Origin of the sequence: Streptomyces sp. NA02950 (assembly GCF_013364155.1) — a bacterium.
GTDB lineage: Bacteria > Actinomycetota > Actinomycetes > Streptomycetales > Streptomycetaceae > Streptomyces.
In genome coordinates, this window is record NZ_CP054916.1 from 9,521,936 (window position 1) to 9,537,002 (window position 15,067).

At 67.0% G+C, this 15,067-nt stretch carries 16 protein-coding genes and 2 pseudogenes; 13 read left to right on the forward strand and 5 right to left on the reverse strand.

Going from position 1 to position 15,067, the window contains the following annotated elements; translation table 11 throughout:
• Window positions 1–297 precede the first annotated feature (297 nt).
• From HUT19_RS40730 to HUT19_RS40750, 6 genes are all read left to right on the forward strand, one after another.
• Window positions 298–666: a hypothetical protein gene (locus HUT19_RS40730; protein WP_254886097.1), complete on the forward strand. Its 369-nt coding sequence runs from the start codon at window positions 298–300 to the stop codon at window positions 664–666.
• Window positions 663–1,328: a nucleotidyl transferase AbiEii/AbiGii toxin family protein gene (locus HUT19_RS40735; protein ID WP_176186284.1), complete on the forward strand. Its 666-nt coding sequence runs from the start codon at window positions 663–665 to the stop codon at window positions 1,326–1,328. Before HUT19_RS40730 ends, HUT19_RS40735 begins: the two co-directional genes overlap by 4 nt.
• A gap of 574 nt (window positions 1,329–1,902) precedes the next feature.
• Window positions 1,903–2,106 (forward strand): hypothetical protein, encoded by a 204-nt coding sequence (locus tag HUT19_RS40740; protein ID WP_176186286.1) that lies wholly within the window; start codon window positions 1,903–1,905, stop codon window positions 2,104–2,106.
• A gap of 148 nt (window positions 2,107–2,254) precedes the next feature.
• The gene (locus HUT19_RS44120) at window positions 2,255–2,377 is read left to right on the forward strand and encodes a hypothetical protein (protein WP_303332563.1); all 123 of its coding nucleotides are present in this window, start codon (window positions 2,255–2,257) and stop codon (window positions 2,375–2,377) included.
• 22 nt (window positions 2,378–2,399) lie between these two features.
• Window positions 2,400–3,053, forward strand: coding sequence for a M15 family metallopeptidase (locus HUT19_RS40745; RefSeq protein WP_176186288.1), 654 nt, complete (start codon window positions 2,400–2,402; stop codon window positions 3,051–3,053).
• A 480-nt stretch (window positions 3,054–3,533) separates the two neighbouring features.
• A complete protein-coding gene (locus tag HUT19_RS40750) occupies window positions 3,534–3,842 on the forward strand; it encodes a hypothetical protein (RefSeq protein ID WP_176186290.1) in 309 nt (102 codons plus the stop codon).
• A gap of 232 nt (window positions 3,843–4,074) precedes the next feature.
• Here the strand turns inward: HUT19_RS40750 and HUT19_RS40755 are convergent, their stop codons facing one another.
• Both HUT19_RS40755 and HUT19_RS43850 read right to left on the reverse strand, forming a co-directional pair.
• Window positions 4,075–5,451 (reverse strand): IS1380 family transposase, encoded by a 1,377-nt coding sequence (locus HUT19_RS40755; RefSeq protein ID WP_176178549.1) that lies wholly within the window; start codon window positions 5,449–5,451, stop codon window positions 4,075–4,077.
• Between the two features lie 357 nt (window positions 5,452–5,808).
• Window positions 5,809–6,118, reverse strand: a pseudogene (locus tag HUT19_RS43850) (helicase); the annotation flags it as partial.
• A 155-nt stretch (window positions 6,119–6,273) separates the two neighbouring features.
• Here HUT19_RS43850 and HUT19_RS40760 point away from each other — a divergent pair.
• Window positions 6,274–6,747: a DUF3592 domain-containing protein gene (locus tag HUT19_RS40760; RefSeq protein WP_254885336.1), complete on the forward strand. Its 474-nt coding sequence runs from the start codon at window positions 6,274–6,276 to the stop codon at window positions 6,745–6,747.
• Between the two features lie 77 nt (window positions 6,748–6,824).
• On the opposite strand, the pseudogene HUT19_RS43855 reads toward HUT19_RS40760, so the two are convergent.
• Window positions 6,825–7,327 (reverse strand): annotated as a pseudogene (locus HUT19_RS43855) (helicase associated domain-containing protein); the annotation flags it as partial.
• Window positions 7,328–7,721: 394 nt separating this feature from the next.
• Between HUT19_RS43855 and HUT19_RS40775 the strand changes: the two are divergent.
• The 4 genes from HUT19_RS40775 to HUT19_RS40790 all read left to right on the forward strand — a co-directional run bounded on the left by HUT19_RS40775 (window position 7,722) and on the right by HUT19_RS40790 (window position 11,654).
• On the forward strand, window positions 7,722–8,657 hold the full coding sequence (locus HUT19_RS40775; RefSeq protein ID WP_176178546.1) for a DUF6192 family protein: 936 nt from the start codon (window positions 7,722–7,724) through the stop codon (window positions 8,655–8,657).
• A gap of 2 nt (window positions 8,658–8,659) precedes the next feature.
• Window positions 8,660–9,076 (forward strand): hypothetical protein, encoded by a 417-nt coding sequence (locus HUT19_RS40780; protein ID WP_176178545.1) that lies wholly within the window; start codon window positions 8,660–8,662, stop codon window positions 9,074–9,076.
• 34 nt (window positions 9,077–9,110) lie between these two features.
• Window positions 9,111–10,040, forward strand: coding sequence for an IS5 family transposase (locus tag HUT19_RS40785; protein ID WP_368661738.1), 930 nt, complete (start codon window positions 9,111–9,113; stop codon window positions 10,038–10,040).
• A gap of 312 nt (window positions 10,041–10,352) precedes the next feature.
• Window positions 10,353–11,654, forward strand: coding sequence for an MFS transporter (locus HUT19_RS40790; RefSeq protein ID WP_254885334.1), 1,302 nt, complete (start codon window positions 10,353–10,355; stop codon window positions 11,652–11,654).
• A gap of 532 nt (window positions 11,655–12,186) precedes the next feature.
• Here the strand turns inward: HUT19_RS40790 and HUT19_RS40795 are convergent.
• On the reverse strand, window positions 12,187–12,588 hold the full coding sequence (locus tag HUT19_RS40795; RefSeq protein ID WP_176178543.1) for an ATP-binding protein: 402 nt from the start codon (window positions 12,586–12,588) through the stop codon (window positions 12,187–12,189).
• A gap of 281 nt (window positions 12,589–12,869) precedes the next feature.
• Here HUT19_RS40795 and HUT19_RS40800 point away from each other — a divergent pair, with 281 nt between their 5' ends.
• On the forward strand, window positions 12,870–13,124 hold the full coding sequence (locus HUT19_RS40800) for a DUF397 domain-containing protein (protein ID WP_217712214.1): 255 nt from the start codon (window positions 12,870–12,872) through the stop codon (window positions 13,122–13,124).
• Window positions 13,125–13,212: 88 nt separating this feature from the next.
• Window positions 13,213–14,148, forward strand: a complete 936-nt coding sequence (locus HUT19_RS40805) for a helix-turn-helix transcriptional regulator (protein WP_176178542.1) — start codon at window positions 13,213–13,215, stop codon at window positions 14,146–14,148.
• A 17-nt stretch (window positions 14,149–14,165) separates the two neighbouring features.
• Here HUT19_RS40805 and HUT19_RS40810 read toward each other — a convergent pair whose 3' ends face one another.
• Window positions 14,166–14,981, reverse strand: coding sequence for an SAM-dependent methyltransferase (locus HUT19_RS40810; RefSeq protein ID WP_176178541.1), 816 nt, complete (start codon window positions 14,979–14,981; stop codon window positions 14,166–14,168).
• Window positions 14,982–15,067 lie beyond the last annotated feature (86 nt).

A 15,067-nucleotide genomic window follows, 5' to 3' on the forward strand; every position in this document is an offset into this window, starting at 1 on the left:
CGCCCGAGCTGCTGACTGATGCGGGGCGGGGAGCCTTGTCAGGATGGCGGGTATGGCGAATGAGACGGCGACGCATGATGAGCGGCCCCGGGACCTGGACGCCCTCGCCAGCGCCGTCGGCGCGCCGGGGGACCGGTCAATCACTGATCGTCTTGACACGGTCGAATGAGTCCTGTTCGCCCTCGCCTGTGCACAGCGCATCGCCCCCGACACCGCTCCCTGACCAAGCCAAACCCGGTCGTCATTGAGCCACGGGTGGCGGCACGCTTGCCCGACTGCTTTGCCATACTTGTCTGCATGTCCGCCATGCCTGCCGCCGAGCCGTCGCCGTCCGCTGCCGAGGTGCTGCGGGAGCGGTACGCCCGCAGGCTGCCCGCCTCGCTCAGTGAGCTGGCCGGGCCGGCGCACGGCACCGTGCAGCTGCCGCTGCACGTGGCCTGGTCGGGACTGACACGGTTCGACCTTGACCGGCCACGGTCGCGGATGAGCATGTACCGCACCGTGCTGGCCGAAGGACAGCACGACGACCTCATCACACTGCTGAACCGGGACCTCCTGGTCGCCCAGTGGCCCGTGCTGCGCACGCTGATCAGCCGCGCTGTCCGAGACGTATGGGAAGCCGCGTTCCCCGAGCTGGCCGCCGCCCGCCCGGCAGCCGCAGCGTGAACCTCAGCGACCTGCACCGCCGGCTCCTCTCCGACGTCCTGGCCATCGGCACCCCCTACCCGCTGGTCATCACCGGCGGCTACGCCGTGCAAGCCCACGGCCTGGTCGACCGCCTCAGCCAAGATCTCGACGTCGCCACGGAGAACCCCGCACCCATGACGGAGATCACCCGCACCCTCACCACCGGGCCGACCGAGCGCGGCTGGCGGGTGCGGGAGATCGGCGTCGACCCGCTCTCCGGCCGCCTCGTCGTCACGGACCCCGCCAGTGGTCAGGACTGCGAGGTCGACATCCTCAAAGAGGCCTTCTGGCGGCCACCCACAGCTACCGAGTACGGCCCCGTCCTCGCTCTTGACGACGTCATCGGCACCAAGGTGCGAGCCCTGGCCGACCGCGGCGCCGTCCGCGACCTCATCGACGTCCACGCCGCCTCCCGCCACCACACCACAGCTGACCTGGAAACCCTCGGCCGCCGCCACGCCCGAGACGAGTTCTGCCTCGAGGACCTCCAAGCCCGCCTGGCTGGCGCCGAGTGGTACGAGGACGAGGAGTTCACCGCCTACGGCCTCAGTGATGCGGACACGGCCACCCTGCGCGCCTGGGCCCGAGGCTGGTGCGACGACCTCACCCGGCGCCTGCACGAGCACCCCACCGACGACTGACACCCCGCAGCACCAGGACTCACCGTTACTGGGCGTCGCGCAAGTGGTCTTGGCGGGCGGTGACCAGGGCGCGCCAGCGGGTCCGCACGGCGGTTTCGTCGTCGAGCCACCGTATGGCGCTTCCAGCGGGCTGGGGCAAGTCGCCCAGCGAAGCCGCCACCCATCAACGCATTGATCAGTCCATCGCTCACGGCCCACAGCATCCCGCGTCGGCGATACACCTCTGGCACTTTTCGCCGTCACATCCGTGACTCACCCCCTTGTGTGTCGGAGCTGTCATAGCCGGGCCCGCTCGTTCTGCTGAGCAACTGAGATGAGCCGGTCGGGCCGATGCGGCGCTGTACCGCCTTGGTGCTGGTCAGAGTCCCGCCGAGTTTCGCCGTGGCGATCGGGGTTGGCGAAGTGCTGCTGGGCTTGAACGACGTGGTGCCGCCCAGCTCTTTCCGACCTGGGCGTCGATCGCGGCCTGGACACGCTTCTTGGGCTTCCGAGGCTCTTGCCCCGGTGGATACCCAGCGTCGTTCGGCGGGGTGTAGGACTACCCCGAAGTCGCCTGCGAGAGGACTATCTACTCATGGCGAAGAAGCGGAAGCGCCCCCGTCATTGGTGGGTGAAAGAACGCATCGTGCGTGGCGAAGCAGCCAAATCAGAAGCGGCACGGCTCGCCCGGGACCAGCGCGTCTACGGCCGTGCCGCCGAACCAGCCCCGCCTGAACAGCCCTCTGAGTCGGTGCGCGCCATGTCGAACGGCTTTGAATCCAGTCGTCGGCGGCACTGATCCACCGGATCGAGGCCAGGGGACCTGACTTCCACATGCGGCAGGGATCAAAGACCCCCTCTTCCGAATAGCCATACTGGTTCGGATCACTCCGTGCAGTGGCATTGGCCGCCCGAACGTGCAGCACGGTTGTTGGACGACGTTCTGGGTGAGCAAGAACAAGGTGTATCGCGACACTCTGGATGACGATGACTTCAAGGGAAAGCGCTTTGTAGTGGCTGGCCTCGTGTGCGACGACATGATGGGCACGAAGCTGCCGCCCAGAGAGTGAATGTCTTCGAGATGATCGCCTTATGAAGGAGATCATCTTGATGTCTGATCCAGAGGTTGCCGCTGTACCCGTGCGCGAGTGCGGCGAGCGGCTCATGGGCATGCGCCACTGCAGTCAGATACTCATCGACGAGCGGAAGCAGGACGCGTCCGGGGCGTTCGCCTATTTGCGGGAGGGCGTACTCGAGCGTCTCCTGCAAGCCCAGGAGACGCTGCCCGAGGGCCTGCGGCTGCTCTTCGTCGAGGGATACCGTCCGCCAGCTCTGCAACGGCACTACTTCGACGGATACGCCGCCGAACTGAGCGCCGCCCATCCCGACTGGTCGGCCGAGCAGGTCCGATCGGCAGCAAGCCGATACGTGTCGCCGCCTGAGATTGCGCCTCACAGCGCCGGGGCAGCTGTCGATCTGACGCTTGCTGATACTGAAGGCCGTGAGCTTGACCTGGGCACTCGGTTGAACGCGAGTCCGGAAGAGAGCGCAGGCGGCTGCTACACCCACGCCGACAACATCAGCGATGAGGCTCGTGGTCACCGCCAGCTTCTGGGAACCGCCTTGGCTTCTGCCGGTCTGGTGAACTACCCCACGGAGTGGTGGCACTGGTCGTTCGGGGACCGGTACTGGGCCCTGGCTACGGGATCCGCGGCAGCCCTCTACGGCCCGAAAGAGCTCACGTAGTACAGCATCCGTTCCGCAGCCCGGCAGGCGCGGGACGCGGCTCTGCGCAGCAACCACCACCACCCGCCGGAGAAGGCGCGGGCTCTGGCGCTTCAGGCGGGGTTCGACTCAGGCAGGGCTCGATGCACAGCACAGGGCTGCCGAGTACCTGCTGACGCGCTACGTCGACCAGCTGCGCGCCGCCGCCGAGTCTGCTGACGAGGCCACCTCCGCGACGGAGACCCGGCCGGACGCGGGGCCCGGCTGCGTCGACTGTGGTGGGGAGGGGCGGTGGCTTCTGCCACACGGCCGGTGTCTGAGCTGTGAGCAGGTCGCGCTCAACGCCGAGCGCCGAGGGCGTGGCGCGCAGAGGCGACGCTGGTCGGCCACCAGCCATCCGCCGCCATTGTTCACCGGGAGTGATCTTTAGGTGACCTGTTGTCGGTGGTGGATGCGAGCATGAGCGTTGCGGGGATGTCTTGCAGGCTGAGGGGGGAACCGATGCCCAGGATCGGCAAGTACTTCAAGAAGGACGGCACGAAGGTTTCGGCTCACTGGCGCTCTCCAGCGGGGGCGAAAACTCAGACGGCATTATTCGGTGTCGTCGTCCTGGTCGTGCTCGGAGCGAATGGTGGCACCGGTTCCGACTCCGGTGCTGACCGTGGCAAGGATCCCAAACCGCGAGAGTCGCGGGAAGCGGCGCGCTATCCGATCAAGTTCCACCGCGGCGGCGAGGACCCGAAGCCGCCGAAGCCGCGCTCGACCGTGTCCTATCCGATCAAGTTCCACCCGGGCGGTGAGCGGGGATGAGCCGACGTCCTCTCGCACGGCGTCGGCGGCGTCGGCGTTCCAGGAAGAGCCGAGGTTCTGACCCGTTTAGCCTCGATCGTTCATGAGGGGTCGTCAGTTTGCTGGCGGACTCTTTGGGGTGGGGGTTTCGGCGTCTGGGCAGGCTGACGGCCCGGTTGTCGCGTCGGGTGGGCGCCGGGTTCCACGGCTCCGGTCGGGGGTGGTGCTGCTCGCAGGGACGGGAACGTGCCGGTCAGCCGGGGTTCGGGAGGACGCGGAGCCGGTCCAGGGCATCGCTGATCACGTCGGCCCAGGGCCAGTGCCTGGCCAGGCGGAGGTAGCGGCGGCGGCCGGTGGTGATGAGCTGCGCGGCGGCGGAGAACAGCCGAAGCCGAAGGCGGCGGGGCTCCCACAGGCGGGCCTTGCCGGTGAGAGCGAGCAGGGGCATCCAGGCCAGCAGGTCCAGGGCGATCTGGACGATCTCCAGCCAGATCTGGTTCTGTGCGGCGCCGTGGTGGGGAAGGTTGCGCAGGCCGGTGGCGCGGGCGGCGCGGATGCGGTCCTCAGCACGGGCACGCTGGCGGTGGCGCAGTTCAAGGGCGGCGATCGCCTCGCCCGCTGTGTTGGTGGCAAAGCAGGTCAACCGCATGCCGTCGGCGTCGGTGAAGCGCAACTGGGCACCGGGGTGCGGCCGTTCCTTCCGCACGATCAGCCGCAGCCCGTTGGGCCAGCCGGTCAGGCAGTCGCCGCCGAGTTCGGCAACCCAGGCGCCGTCGCGGATGTCGCCGTCGGGTTCGACGGCCGGTGTCCAGGCCGAGGCCGGGACCTTCAGGACGGCCTGGTGGATGGCGTCGGTGATGGTCATGCCGACCGAGTACGACAGCCACCTTCCGCGCCGGGCGAGCCAGGCGACGAACTCGTGGGTGCCTCCGCCGGAGTCGGTACGGATCAGCGTCTGCCGGCCGCGCCGGAGCCGTTTCGGCAACTGGGCCAGGGCCAGTCTGGTGGCCTCGATGTGGTCGGCGGCGGTGTTGGAGCCCGCGTTGCCGGGCCGCAGCAGGCCCACGACCGGCTCGCCGGACCCGCTGCGGCCGTGGTCGACGAATCCCATCAGCGGGTGGTGGCCGAACGTCTTCTTCCAGGTCGCGGCTGCGTCCTGCTTCTCGGAGTGGGCCAGGACGAGGACGCCGTCGATGTCCACGATCACCTGCCCGCCCGTGTCCGGCGCTGCTTCACCGGCCAACCGCCATACGCGTTCGCGTACTTCAGCACGGGCGGTGCGCAGTGCTGCCAGGACCCGCTGTCCGCCCGACGCCAGCGTGTTGATCAGCCGGGAGACCGTGGGGTCGGAGGCTACCGGCCCGAACACGGCCGGCTCAGCCCGCAGCAAGCCCACGTCGGCCAGGCAGTCCCCGCCGAGTGCCACCGCGAGCGCGACATCCAGCAGGATCTTGCCCGGATCGTGCACCGCCCGGGCCTTCCGCCACGGCTCAAGCGCCGCCGATATCGCCGTGTCGAGACCGGACTTGCGGATCGTCTCGACCAGCAGCACGGCCCCGGCCTGCGAGACGACCCCACGACCGCCGCCCTCGACGCGGACACGCGGGTAGGACCCGATACGCTTCTTCACCTGGAAAGTGCCTCCGGCGGTGGCGGGAACAAGGACCTCAGCAATCCTCATTCTCGCTGGTCAGAGGCACTTTCTGCTTTCTTGATCACCAGTCGGACAGCCCGCCTCGTGAAAGCGCGAGGCTAGGCCGTCCGCGCCCGTTCTGGCTCCTACTCCATGCCGCGCTGCGCGAGGATGACGGCTTCCTGCATCGCCGGTTGCTCGACCTGAGAGAGGCCACGGGCTGCTGGAGCTGGTGAGCGTGCTGAGGGTGTGTGATGTGGCCGTGTGGAGGGGCCACTGCGCGCAGTCGACCACAACTGCCTGGGGGCCGACTGCCGTCAACACGACGTGTGAAGAGGGGGCTCTGACGTGTGCGGCTACGAGGGGCTTGAAGCTCGCGCTTGCGTCCATGTTGGTCGGATCCTCGTCGGCTCCAGGGACCACGGGCGTGATCGCGGCCACCTTCGTGCTGCCCGTCGTGGTTGAGCCGCAGTGCCCGTCCGATGTTCTGCACGATCTCCGTCTACAGCCGGGGGTGTCGGTGAAGCAGCTCGCTTTCACCCCCGGGGCTCACCGGTGATGTCGGCAGCCTCCCCGAGCACGAGCACGGATACGACAAGGACCGGTGCACGCGATGGCCAGCATCGTCGGTGTCGCCTGCGAACTGCCGCGGGACCTCGCGCCGCGGTCACGAGGCCGAGGCTGGGACAGCGGGTCGCTGGGTATGACTCCAGGAGTGGTCGATACTGAGCTTCGTAGTCGCCCAACCGCCCGAGGCGGGAGCATGGCGGCCGGGCACCTGGGATAGCGTTCCTTTCACTCCGGGCGAGTGAGGGGGAAGTGGTGCAGGTTCAGGGACGTGGGCGTGTCGTCCGCCGGTGGATCGGGTTCGGGGCGATCGCGTTCGGGACGGTGTTCTTGGTCGTCGGGTTGATCCTGGCGGGGGTGTCGGTCTCGTTCCTGGCGGATGCGGAGCGTGCCCGGGGCACGGTGGTAGCGCTGGATTGGCGCAACGACGACCACGGCGCATCCGGCAAGGAGCGGGAGAACGACAAGCCCGCGGCATACCCGGTGGTCGAGTTCACGTCGGCGGACGGCGCGCGGAGGACGTTCCGGAGTTCGACGGGTTCCAATCCCCCCTCGTACGAGGAGGGTGACCGGGTCGAGGTGCTGTACCGCGCCGATTCCCCCGAGGACGCGCGGATCAACGGGTTCGCCTCGCTGTGGCTGCTGCCGCTGGTCTTCGGTGGGGTCGGGCTGGCGATGGCGGGGATCGGGACGGCCGTTGTCAGGGCGAGGCGGTGGCGTTCCTAGGCTGTGTGTTTAGTGGCGAACTGCGATGTACAAAATGGCCAACTGTGGCGCTCAGTGGCCGCACCCGCATGATGACGTCATGCCGCCCATTCGATGCCCAGCTCCCGCAGGGCGTCCAACTGCTCTCGGGTGAGCTTGTTGCGCCTCGATTTGGTGTTGGAGACCCACACATCCAGCTTCACGAGCACCGGTTCTCGCCGTTGACAGCGATCTTCTCAGCGTGCCCTCGTGGTACGGGCCGGTGGACGACTTCTCGGTCGACCCACTGCGTGAGGGCTGTCAGGTCTTGTTGGAACGCCTGCTGCGCCTTGCTCGGGCCCCTCCTTCGCTCGCGCGGCCGTCAGGGCGGGAGACGGCGCCTCAGCAGGCTGTACGCCCAGCCTGGACGCTCCTGCTGTTCGGTCGACAGCTGTGCCCAGGTGCCCGGCTTCTTCTGCTGCTTGAGCCACCGTCCGAGGTCGTCGCCGTCGAACCGCACGCCCGGCTGGATGTCGGGCAGCACACCGTCGGCTTCGGTATCGGCGAGGTCGGCGAGCACGCGGTAGTGCTGCTGCCAGTCCAGCGGCCACGGGCGGTTCCAGACGTGGGATCTGGAGGGGTGGGCGCCGGATGTGTCGTGGGACTACGCCCTGAACCCGGTCCTGGTCCCCGATCACCTGTGCAACTGGCACAAGCAGTAAACGGCTGGTGCAAGCGCGAAGGGCCCGCCCTCGCAGCAGCGGGCCCCTCGCTCAGAAGCTGTTTCAGAACCGGAGATCCGTGACGTTCTGTAACGGATGGCAGAGTCGTTCCGCTGTGTGTCGGGTATGGGGGCGTGTTCGCGCATAAGCGGGCAAGCCCGCACACGAAGCGGGGTATTTTCTGTCGTTTGTGGTGACCTGGGGGCGGGCGGCGGAGCGTGGAAGGTCTACGCGGGCCGGAGCGGTGGTGGCCGGTGAAGTGCCGGCCTTTTCGGGCCCCTGGGAGCGTGTGCCATGGTCCAGACCGTCGGCAGTGTGCCGTGCGAGCGTTTCGATGATCTGGTGGACCAGTCAGTGAAGCTGGTCCGAGTGATGACGGGCTGCCAATTCGCACTCGGAGACTTCGCGCTGGAGATCGCGCCGCTGCGTACGCACGGCGGGAACATGGCGCTGGGGGAGGGCGAGGAGCAGGGGGTGGAGGACTCCTTACGCCTCTTCGCCGAGGAGATAGGACTGTCCTTCCACACGGTGCGGACGTATCGGTGGGTGGCCGCGCGGTGGCCGAAGAATCAGCGCCAGGAGGGCGTCTCCTTCGAGGTGCACCGGATCTTGGCGTCGGCGCCGGACGCGTACGAGTTGATCCAGCATCCTCCAGTCAATGAACGGACGGGCCACTCCGAGTGGAGCGGGGACGCGGCGAAGCGAGCGGCGGGATGGGCGACCGCGACACCGGTGACGGCGGCGGAGAAGGTCGAGGCCATCCGGGACCTTGCGCAGGACGAGGCGGTGGCTGCCCAGGCGGCATGTGACCTGCTGCACCGGCCTGAGGTGGCCTTCAAGGCGATGCGGGACCGGCAGGCCCGTGAGCTGGTCAATCAGGCCCAGTTCGATCAGGCCGAACTCGTCGAGGAAGGAGACGAGGAGGAGGCATGGTGGGACGAGAACGACGCTGGGGAGGAGGACGGCGTTGTTGATCCCGTCGCGATCGTGCGGGGTTTCCACCGGGCTATGGAGTTCACCGACTTGATCGGTGTCTGTCAGGGCTTCGTCGCCGGGGCGAGCCGGCTGGTTCCCCGACTGCGGGGACGGGAGTTCTCCGAATCCCAACTCGCGCTGGTCGCACGGCATTTAGAGAAGATCCGGGCGACGGCGGACTGGATCGAGACGGCGGTGTCCACCGGGAAGGTGGACCTGGATGAGGCCCTGGCCGAGCTGCTGAGGGACAGGTAGCCATGAAACGGCGGGCGGGACTGCCCGCTCATGTTCACGGCGAAGCCGTACGCAAAGCCCTGCAAGAGGCACGTCCTGCCGGGCTGCACCTGAAACAGCTGGTCAAAGCTACCAAGTGCACCCCCGCCCAGGTCTGGACGGGCATCCGGTTCCTGCGGAAGATCGCGGTCAAGGAAGGACTGCCGCCGGTGACCTTCAACCGCCGGGACGGGTTCCAGCTGTCCGAGGAGCCCGAGGTGTGGATCGCTTACGAACGCGCGATCTTCGGGGCCGAGCTGCATCGCATCACGAATTTCATCACCGGGATCGTCGCCCCGCACGCCAAGCGCACCCCCGAGGACGAGTGGGCCCGCCTGGTCCTGGAACAGCTCGGCGGGGTCAAGGCCACCCTGGAAGTCCTCACCCGCATGGAACGCTGAGATGACCTGCCCGAACGAGACCCGACCGCCAGCCGTGCGCGAGCGGCGCTACCCCAGCGACACTACGGACGCCGAATGGGCCGTCCTCGAACCGCTGCTGCCCGTCCCGGCCTGCCGGCTTCCCGCGGGCGGGCGCCCGGAGAAGCATTCGCGCCGCAACGTGGTCGATGCCATACGGTATGTGAACGACAATGGGTGCAAGTGGAGGGCCGTTCCCGTCGACTTCGGGATCCCCTGGCGCACGGTCTACGGGTTTTTCCAGCGATGGCGGGCGAGCGGAGACCTGGCCCGCATCCACGCCGAACTGCACCAGAAAGTCCGCGTTCACGACGGCCTCAATCCCCACACCGTCGCGGTGATCCTGGACTCCCAGTCCGTCAAGGGCGCCGAGACGGTGAGCCAGGACACCCGCGGCTTCGACGGCGGAAAGCTCATCAATGGCAGGAAGCGGCACCTGGCCGTAGACATGCGCGGCATGGCGCTCGCCGTCATGGTCACCCCTGCCGCCCCGCACGACAGTATCCCCGCCCGCGACCAGCTCTTCCGCCTGCGCCTGACCCATCCCGAACTCGCCGTCGCCTGGGCGGACTCCGCCTACGGCGGAACCCTCATCGACTGGTCTCACTCCTTCCTCGGCATCACCCTCAAGACGGTGCCCCGCCGCAAAGACCAGGACGGCTTCGCCGTCCTCGCGAAGAGGTGGCGCGTCGAGCGGGCCATCTCGTGGATCATGAGAGCCAGGAGAAACGTCCGCGACTACGAGCGGCTCATCTCCCACAGCGAGGCCCACATCACCTGGACCTTCATCACCCTCATGGTCCGCCGCCTCACCCACCCTCCCCGGCCACCCCGCACGTCACCACACCCCGTCGAACCGGTCGAGACGAGCGCCGACAAGCCCAAGCCCATACGCCTGCGGAAGCCGTCGAACACCATCCGCCTCGCCCCAGCTGCTCTGAGCTGACACATCTTGCGGCCGGTGTCACTCCGAGATCCGGGTGGCTAGCAGATCTGTCTTCATCGGTGCCACTCGGGGCAATTCCGTGTGCGCGCAAACCCACTGCCAACGGGTCGCCGTTGCGGAGGACCGGTACCCGAGGGGACAATGCGTGGAGGTGCCGGGTGGTCATCCCGGCGAAGTGTTGGAGGCGCTGCTTGTGAACACCGCATCGCGGTGCGCCTCGCTGTGCGCGCCAGACGCTGACCACTTCGCTTCGCCCACCGGCTGACCTGCTTCGTTCGCGGTGGGCGCTTCCTCTTATGGGAGACCACCGTAGTGCCCGAAGACTTCTTGACGGGTGATCGCCGTCCTCTGACAACGGTTCTTGGCGCCAACTTCGTTTCGATCACTGGGAATTGCCTCACGTACATGGGCGTGCCGTGGTTTGTGCTGCAGAGCACGGACAGTGCCGCCAAGGTGGGGATCGTCGCGTTCTGCACACTGCTGCCCGTAGTGCTTGCTGCGCTCGTCGGTGGTCCGGTCATCGACCGGATCGGGCGACGGCGGGTGAGTGTCGCCTCGGATCTCGCCTGCGGGGTTGCCGTTGCGGCGATCCCGCTGCTGCAGTTCGCCGGCATCCTGCATTTCTGGATGCTGTGCGTGCTGATGGCGATGACCGGGCTGTTCCGTTCGCCGGGTGAGACTGCCCGCGGAGTGCTGTTGCCCACGCTCGCCGAACGCGCCGCAATGCCGCTGACCAGGGCCGCCGGGTTGTACGACGGTGCGGCACGCTGTGCGGCGCTGACTGGATCCGCTCTCGGAGGTGTGCTGATCGCCGTACTCGGTGCCGAGAATGTCCTGTTGGTGGATGCCGCGACCTTCGCTGTGGCCGCGCCGCTGTTCGCGTTCGGGGTGCGCGGTCTGCCTGAGGCGCAGGCCCGACGGCGGGTCGAGCCCGCGTCGTTGCGTGCCTACCGTCGTGAACTCGCGGAAGGGTATCGCTTCGTGGCGGCCACGCCGTTGCTGTTGGGCCTGTGCCTGATGACGCTGGTCACCCGGGGGCTCGATCAGGGATGGAGCGCCGTGCTCCTCCCGGTGCATGCCCGTGAGAAGCTTGATGGTTCCATCGATCTCGGTCTGCTGAACGCGGCGTTTGGTATCTGCGCACTCACGGGGGCGCTGGTCTACGGTGCGGTGGGCAGCCGGTTTCGGCGGTGGCCGGTGTTCACGGTTGCGTTTCTCATCGTAGGCCTGCCGCGCTTCGTGGTGGCCGCCTTCACCGACACCTTCGGGCCACTGGCCGTGATCATGGCGGTTGAGGGCCTCGCTTGCGGTGTGCTCAACCCCATCATGGCCACCGTGACGTATGAGACGGTGCCGGAGGCACTGCGCAGCCGGGTGCTGAGTGCGACGACAGCCTCGGTCCAGCTGGTCACTCCGCTGGGCGGACTGGCTGCGGGCTTCCTCGTGGACTCGGTCGGCCTGCCCTCCACGCTGCTGACGATCGGGGGTGTGTACCTGCTCGCCACGCTGTGCCCGGTGATCTTCCCGGCCTGGAGACAAATGGACAGTACCGGCTCTCCCCACGACAGGGCGGAGGGCTCGCTGCCGCAGAGTTCGGGGTCGAAGCGGGTGTAGTCACGCTGATGGCCGTTTCGGCGCTGCTCACAAACACTTGACGTCGGTGCTCCCCGTCGCGTGATCAGGCGGGGGGCCTTGTCCTCTTCGGTGAGCCGCAGGCGCCAGACCAGGTCCTATATCAGGCGCCAGTCACGGAACGTGACAGATCTCCGGTTCTGAAACAGCTTCTAAGCCCCGGGCCCAACGCTCCAGTATGTCAACGTGGTCCGGAGCACCGCCATCTTCCACCACGTGCCCCCCGACTCGACAGCCGCGCCACGTGCCCACTTACCATCCCGCCCGACTGTGAAGCGACTGTCAAGAGCGCATGGCAGGCCGCCGTCTCGTCGTGGGGCATGTCGCCGTACGTCAAGCCCCCAATTGCATTGGCTTGCAAGGCGGAGGGTGAACATTGCCTGATGCGGCACTATTCGCCGCAGGAAGCTCAGCGGCGCCGAGGCTCTTCCCCGTCAGCGTGCCTGGCAGCTGACGGTACCTGTCGGTCGGGCGGTGATTGGCTCCTCTGCCGGGCTGTCCTCCTGGTGGTGGTTCAGGTCGGGAGGAGTGCCCAGACTGTTTTGCCGGAGTCGCCGTGGAGTGCGTATCCCCAGTCGTGGCTGAGGATGTCGATGATGATCAGTCCGCGGCCTTTGGTGTCGTGGAGTGTTGCTGGGTGTGAGACGGGCCGGTCGAGGCTGGGGTCGTGTACGGCGCAGATGATGGCGTCGGGGTGGTTCATCAGGCCGAGCCATCCGTTGCCGTCGGGCCGGTTTTTGAGGGCGTGGCGCAGTGCGTTGGTGACGAGCTCGCTGGCGACGGTGGTGGTGTCCTCAGCGCACGAGCGACGCCCCCAGAGTTTGAGTGTGCGGTGGGTGAAGCGGCGGACCCGGTACAGGCACTGGGGATCTCCGGTGAAGCGGCAGGCGGAGAAGTGAGGGACTCCGAGTCCCATGGCCAGTCCCCAGTCGAAGGGAGCGGGTCGAGTCTGCGGAGAGCGAGGGGAGTCGCTGCGGGGGGCCACCGTGTCCTCTCAAGCGATGCTCGGCCAGCTTCCCTGGCGGTGACGTGAACACTCTTTCGGGGGACTTCAGAAGCGGGCTGGTGAGGCTAGTATTCCGACTACCCCACCCTCCGTGCAATTGCAGGTGAAATCTCACGCATGCGGGGAGCGCTTGCGGATGACGGCATTTCGTCAGCTCTGGCACCGGCCCCGGAGGGTGATATTCGAACGGCATGGCGAAAGAGGTCACGGTGGAACACTTCGTCAACGGCGTCCCTGCCAGCTCGATCACTTGCGTGAAGTGGATCAAGAGCCGGAAGAGCAACGCGGAAGGGGCCTGCGTGGAAGTGGCGGAACTTCCGGGCGGGGGAGTAGCGATGCGGAACTCCCGTCATCCCGACGGGCCCGCCCTTGTCTATACACGCGCTGAACTCGCTGCGTTCGTGGCTGGCGCAAAGAGCGGAGACTTCGATCATATGACGGCCTGAATCCGGGCCCGGGCAAAAGCGGTTGAGGCGGACAGGCAGGCTCCATCCTGGGATAGTGGTGGACGCCGCCAGCCCATCAGGAGCCTGCATGTCCGCCGACCACCCCGACAGAGGGGCGTTGACCGCCACGGCGGTCCCCCTGCCCCGCCGCGGCGAGAAGCCGGTCGCTGCCGGCAAGGTCCTGGGCGCCTATCTGCGAAGGCTCCGCAAAGAGCGGGGCATGGCCATCAAGGACGCTGCGCCGGTCATCCGGGCATCCGTTTCCAAGATCAGCCGCATGGAGCGCGGTGAGAATCCCCCTCGGGAGCGGGATGTGCTCGACCTCCTCAACCACTACGGCGTCAAGGACGACCAGCAGGTCCAGGCCATCCGTGATCTGCTCCGGCATGCGACTGCCGCGGCGTGGTACGACGAGTACAGCGATGTGACTCCAGGCTGGCTCAAGCGTCTGATCGGACTTGAGGACTCGGCCACCGAGATCCGCGCCTACGAAGTCAATGTCGTGCCAGGGCTGTTGCAGACCCCGGGCTACGCAAGGGCCGTCGTCAAGAGCGGACGGCCGCACGACAGTGAAACCGAGATCAAGCGGCGTGTTGCACTCCGAATTGCCCGGCAGAAGCTGCTCCACGCCGCCGGCAGTCCCCAGCTGGTGGCCCTGCTGGACGAGGGCATCCTCCGCCGGCCGGTCGGCGGTCCTGAGGTGATGGCCGAACAGCTCCAGTACCTGCTGCACGCGGCAGAGCGTAGCCGCATCGCCATCCGCATCGTGCGGTTCACCAAAAGCGCGCAAATCGCCCCTACGACTCCGATAACGTATCTGAAATTTGCCCACGGCGGCCCCACGGAACTGATCTACCTGGAGAACGCCATCGGCGCGACGTACGTCACCAACCACAGTGACGTCGAGCGGTATCGCCACCTCCTGTCCGAGCTGTGGGGGGTGGCTGAGTCCCGGAAGGTCACCATGCGGCTTCTCCGTGAAGCCCGAAAAGGCTACTCAGCTCACCCCTTCCGGCACTGCTGACACGACCTGTGCGCAGGTCAGGAGAGTCGGGCCACCCCGCCGTACTCTTCCCACTCGAACGTGCGCTGCCGGGGAGCGACCTCTGAATCCGGACGCCACGTGGAGACCTCGACAAGGTACGGCTGGAGAAGCTCCATGCCTTCGAAGTAGTCCCGCACCTCGCTCTTCTCCCTGACTCTGCCCCACTTGTTGCCAGTCACTCGCAGCATGAAGTCGGTTGCCGCTTGCCGCGTGGCCGCATCATCACTGACAAGCTGGCAGATCACCATGAAGCTGCCGGGAGCCAGGCGGTCGGCCACCTCGCGCACCACTCGCCCGGGCTGCTCTGAGTCGGGGAGGCAGTGCAGGACCGAGACGAACAGCGCAGCCACCGGCTGGGCGAAGTCGATGAAGCCGTCGACATCCGGATGATTGAAGATGCCCTCGGTGTCTGTCATCTCCGCCTGGATGAAGGCGGTCTCGTCGTTCTCGTCGAGCAGCGTGCGCCCGTGGGCCAGCACGATCGGATCGTTGTCGATGTAGACGACGCGCGAACTCCGGTCGACAGCCTGGGCAACCTGATGAACGTTGTTCTGTGTGGGGAGCCCGGAACCATGATCCAGAAACTGGCGTACCCCGTAGTCCCGGGCCAGGACGCGTACCACGCGCTGGAGGAAAAGCCTGTTGTTCCGCGCCAGAGCAGCAGTGCTCGGCGCAATCTCTAACAGCTCCTGACAGGCCTTGCGATCCGAGGCGAAGTTGTCCGTGCCCCCCAGGTACCAGTCGTACATGCGGGCGACACTCGGTGTATTAACGTCGATAGCATGAGCAATGGGATTCTCCCCGCGATCCATCCGACCCCCCTTGCCTCCCTCACCCGGGAGGCTCCTCAGCAGCAGGGAGGCCCATGCTAGAGAGGGCAACGGGGCAATGCCCAGGC

Coding starts and splice junctions, on each gene's coding strand:
- HUT19_RS40780 (WP_176178545.1), top strand. CDS start 8,660: ATGAAACGGCGGGCGGGACTGCCCGCTCATGTTCACGGCGAAGCCGTA.
- HUT19_RS40750 (WP_176186290.1), top strand. CDS start 3,534: ATGCCCAGGATCGGCAAGTACTTCAAGAAGGACGGCACGAAGGTTTCG.
- HUT19_RS40775 (WP_176178546.1), top strand. CDS start 7,722: ATGGTCCAGACCGTCGGCAGTGTGCCGTGCGAGCGTTTCGATGATCTG.
- HUT19_RS40810 (WP_176178541.1), bottom strand. CDS start 14,981: ATGGATCGCGGGGAGAATCCCATTGCTCATGCTATCGACGTTAATACA.
- HUT19_RS40745 (WP_176186288.1), top strand. CDS start 2,400: ATGAAGGAGATCATCTTGATGTCTGATCCAGAGGTTGCCGCTGTACCC.
- HUT19_RS40730 (WP_254886097.1), top strand. CDS start 298: ATGTCCGCCATGCCTGCCGCCGAGCCGTCGCCGTCCGCTGCCGAGGTG.
- HUT19_RS40740 (WP_176186286.1), top strand. CDS start 1,903: ATGGCGAAGAAGCGGAAGCGCCCCCGTCATTGGTGGGTGAAAGAACGC.
- HUT19_RS40805 (WP_176178542.1), top strand. CDS start 13,213: ATGTCCGCCGACCACCCCGACAGAGGGGCGTTGACCGCCACGGCGGTC.
- HUT19_RS40800 (WP_217712214.1), top strand. CDS start 12,870: ATGGCGAAAGAGGTCACGGTGGAACACTTCGTCAACGGCGTCCCTGCC.
- HUT19_RS40795 (WP_176178543.1), bottom strand. CDS start 12,588: ATGGGACTCGGAGTCCCTCACTTCTCCGCCTGCCGCTTCACCGGAGAT.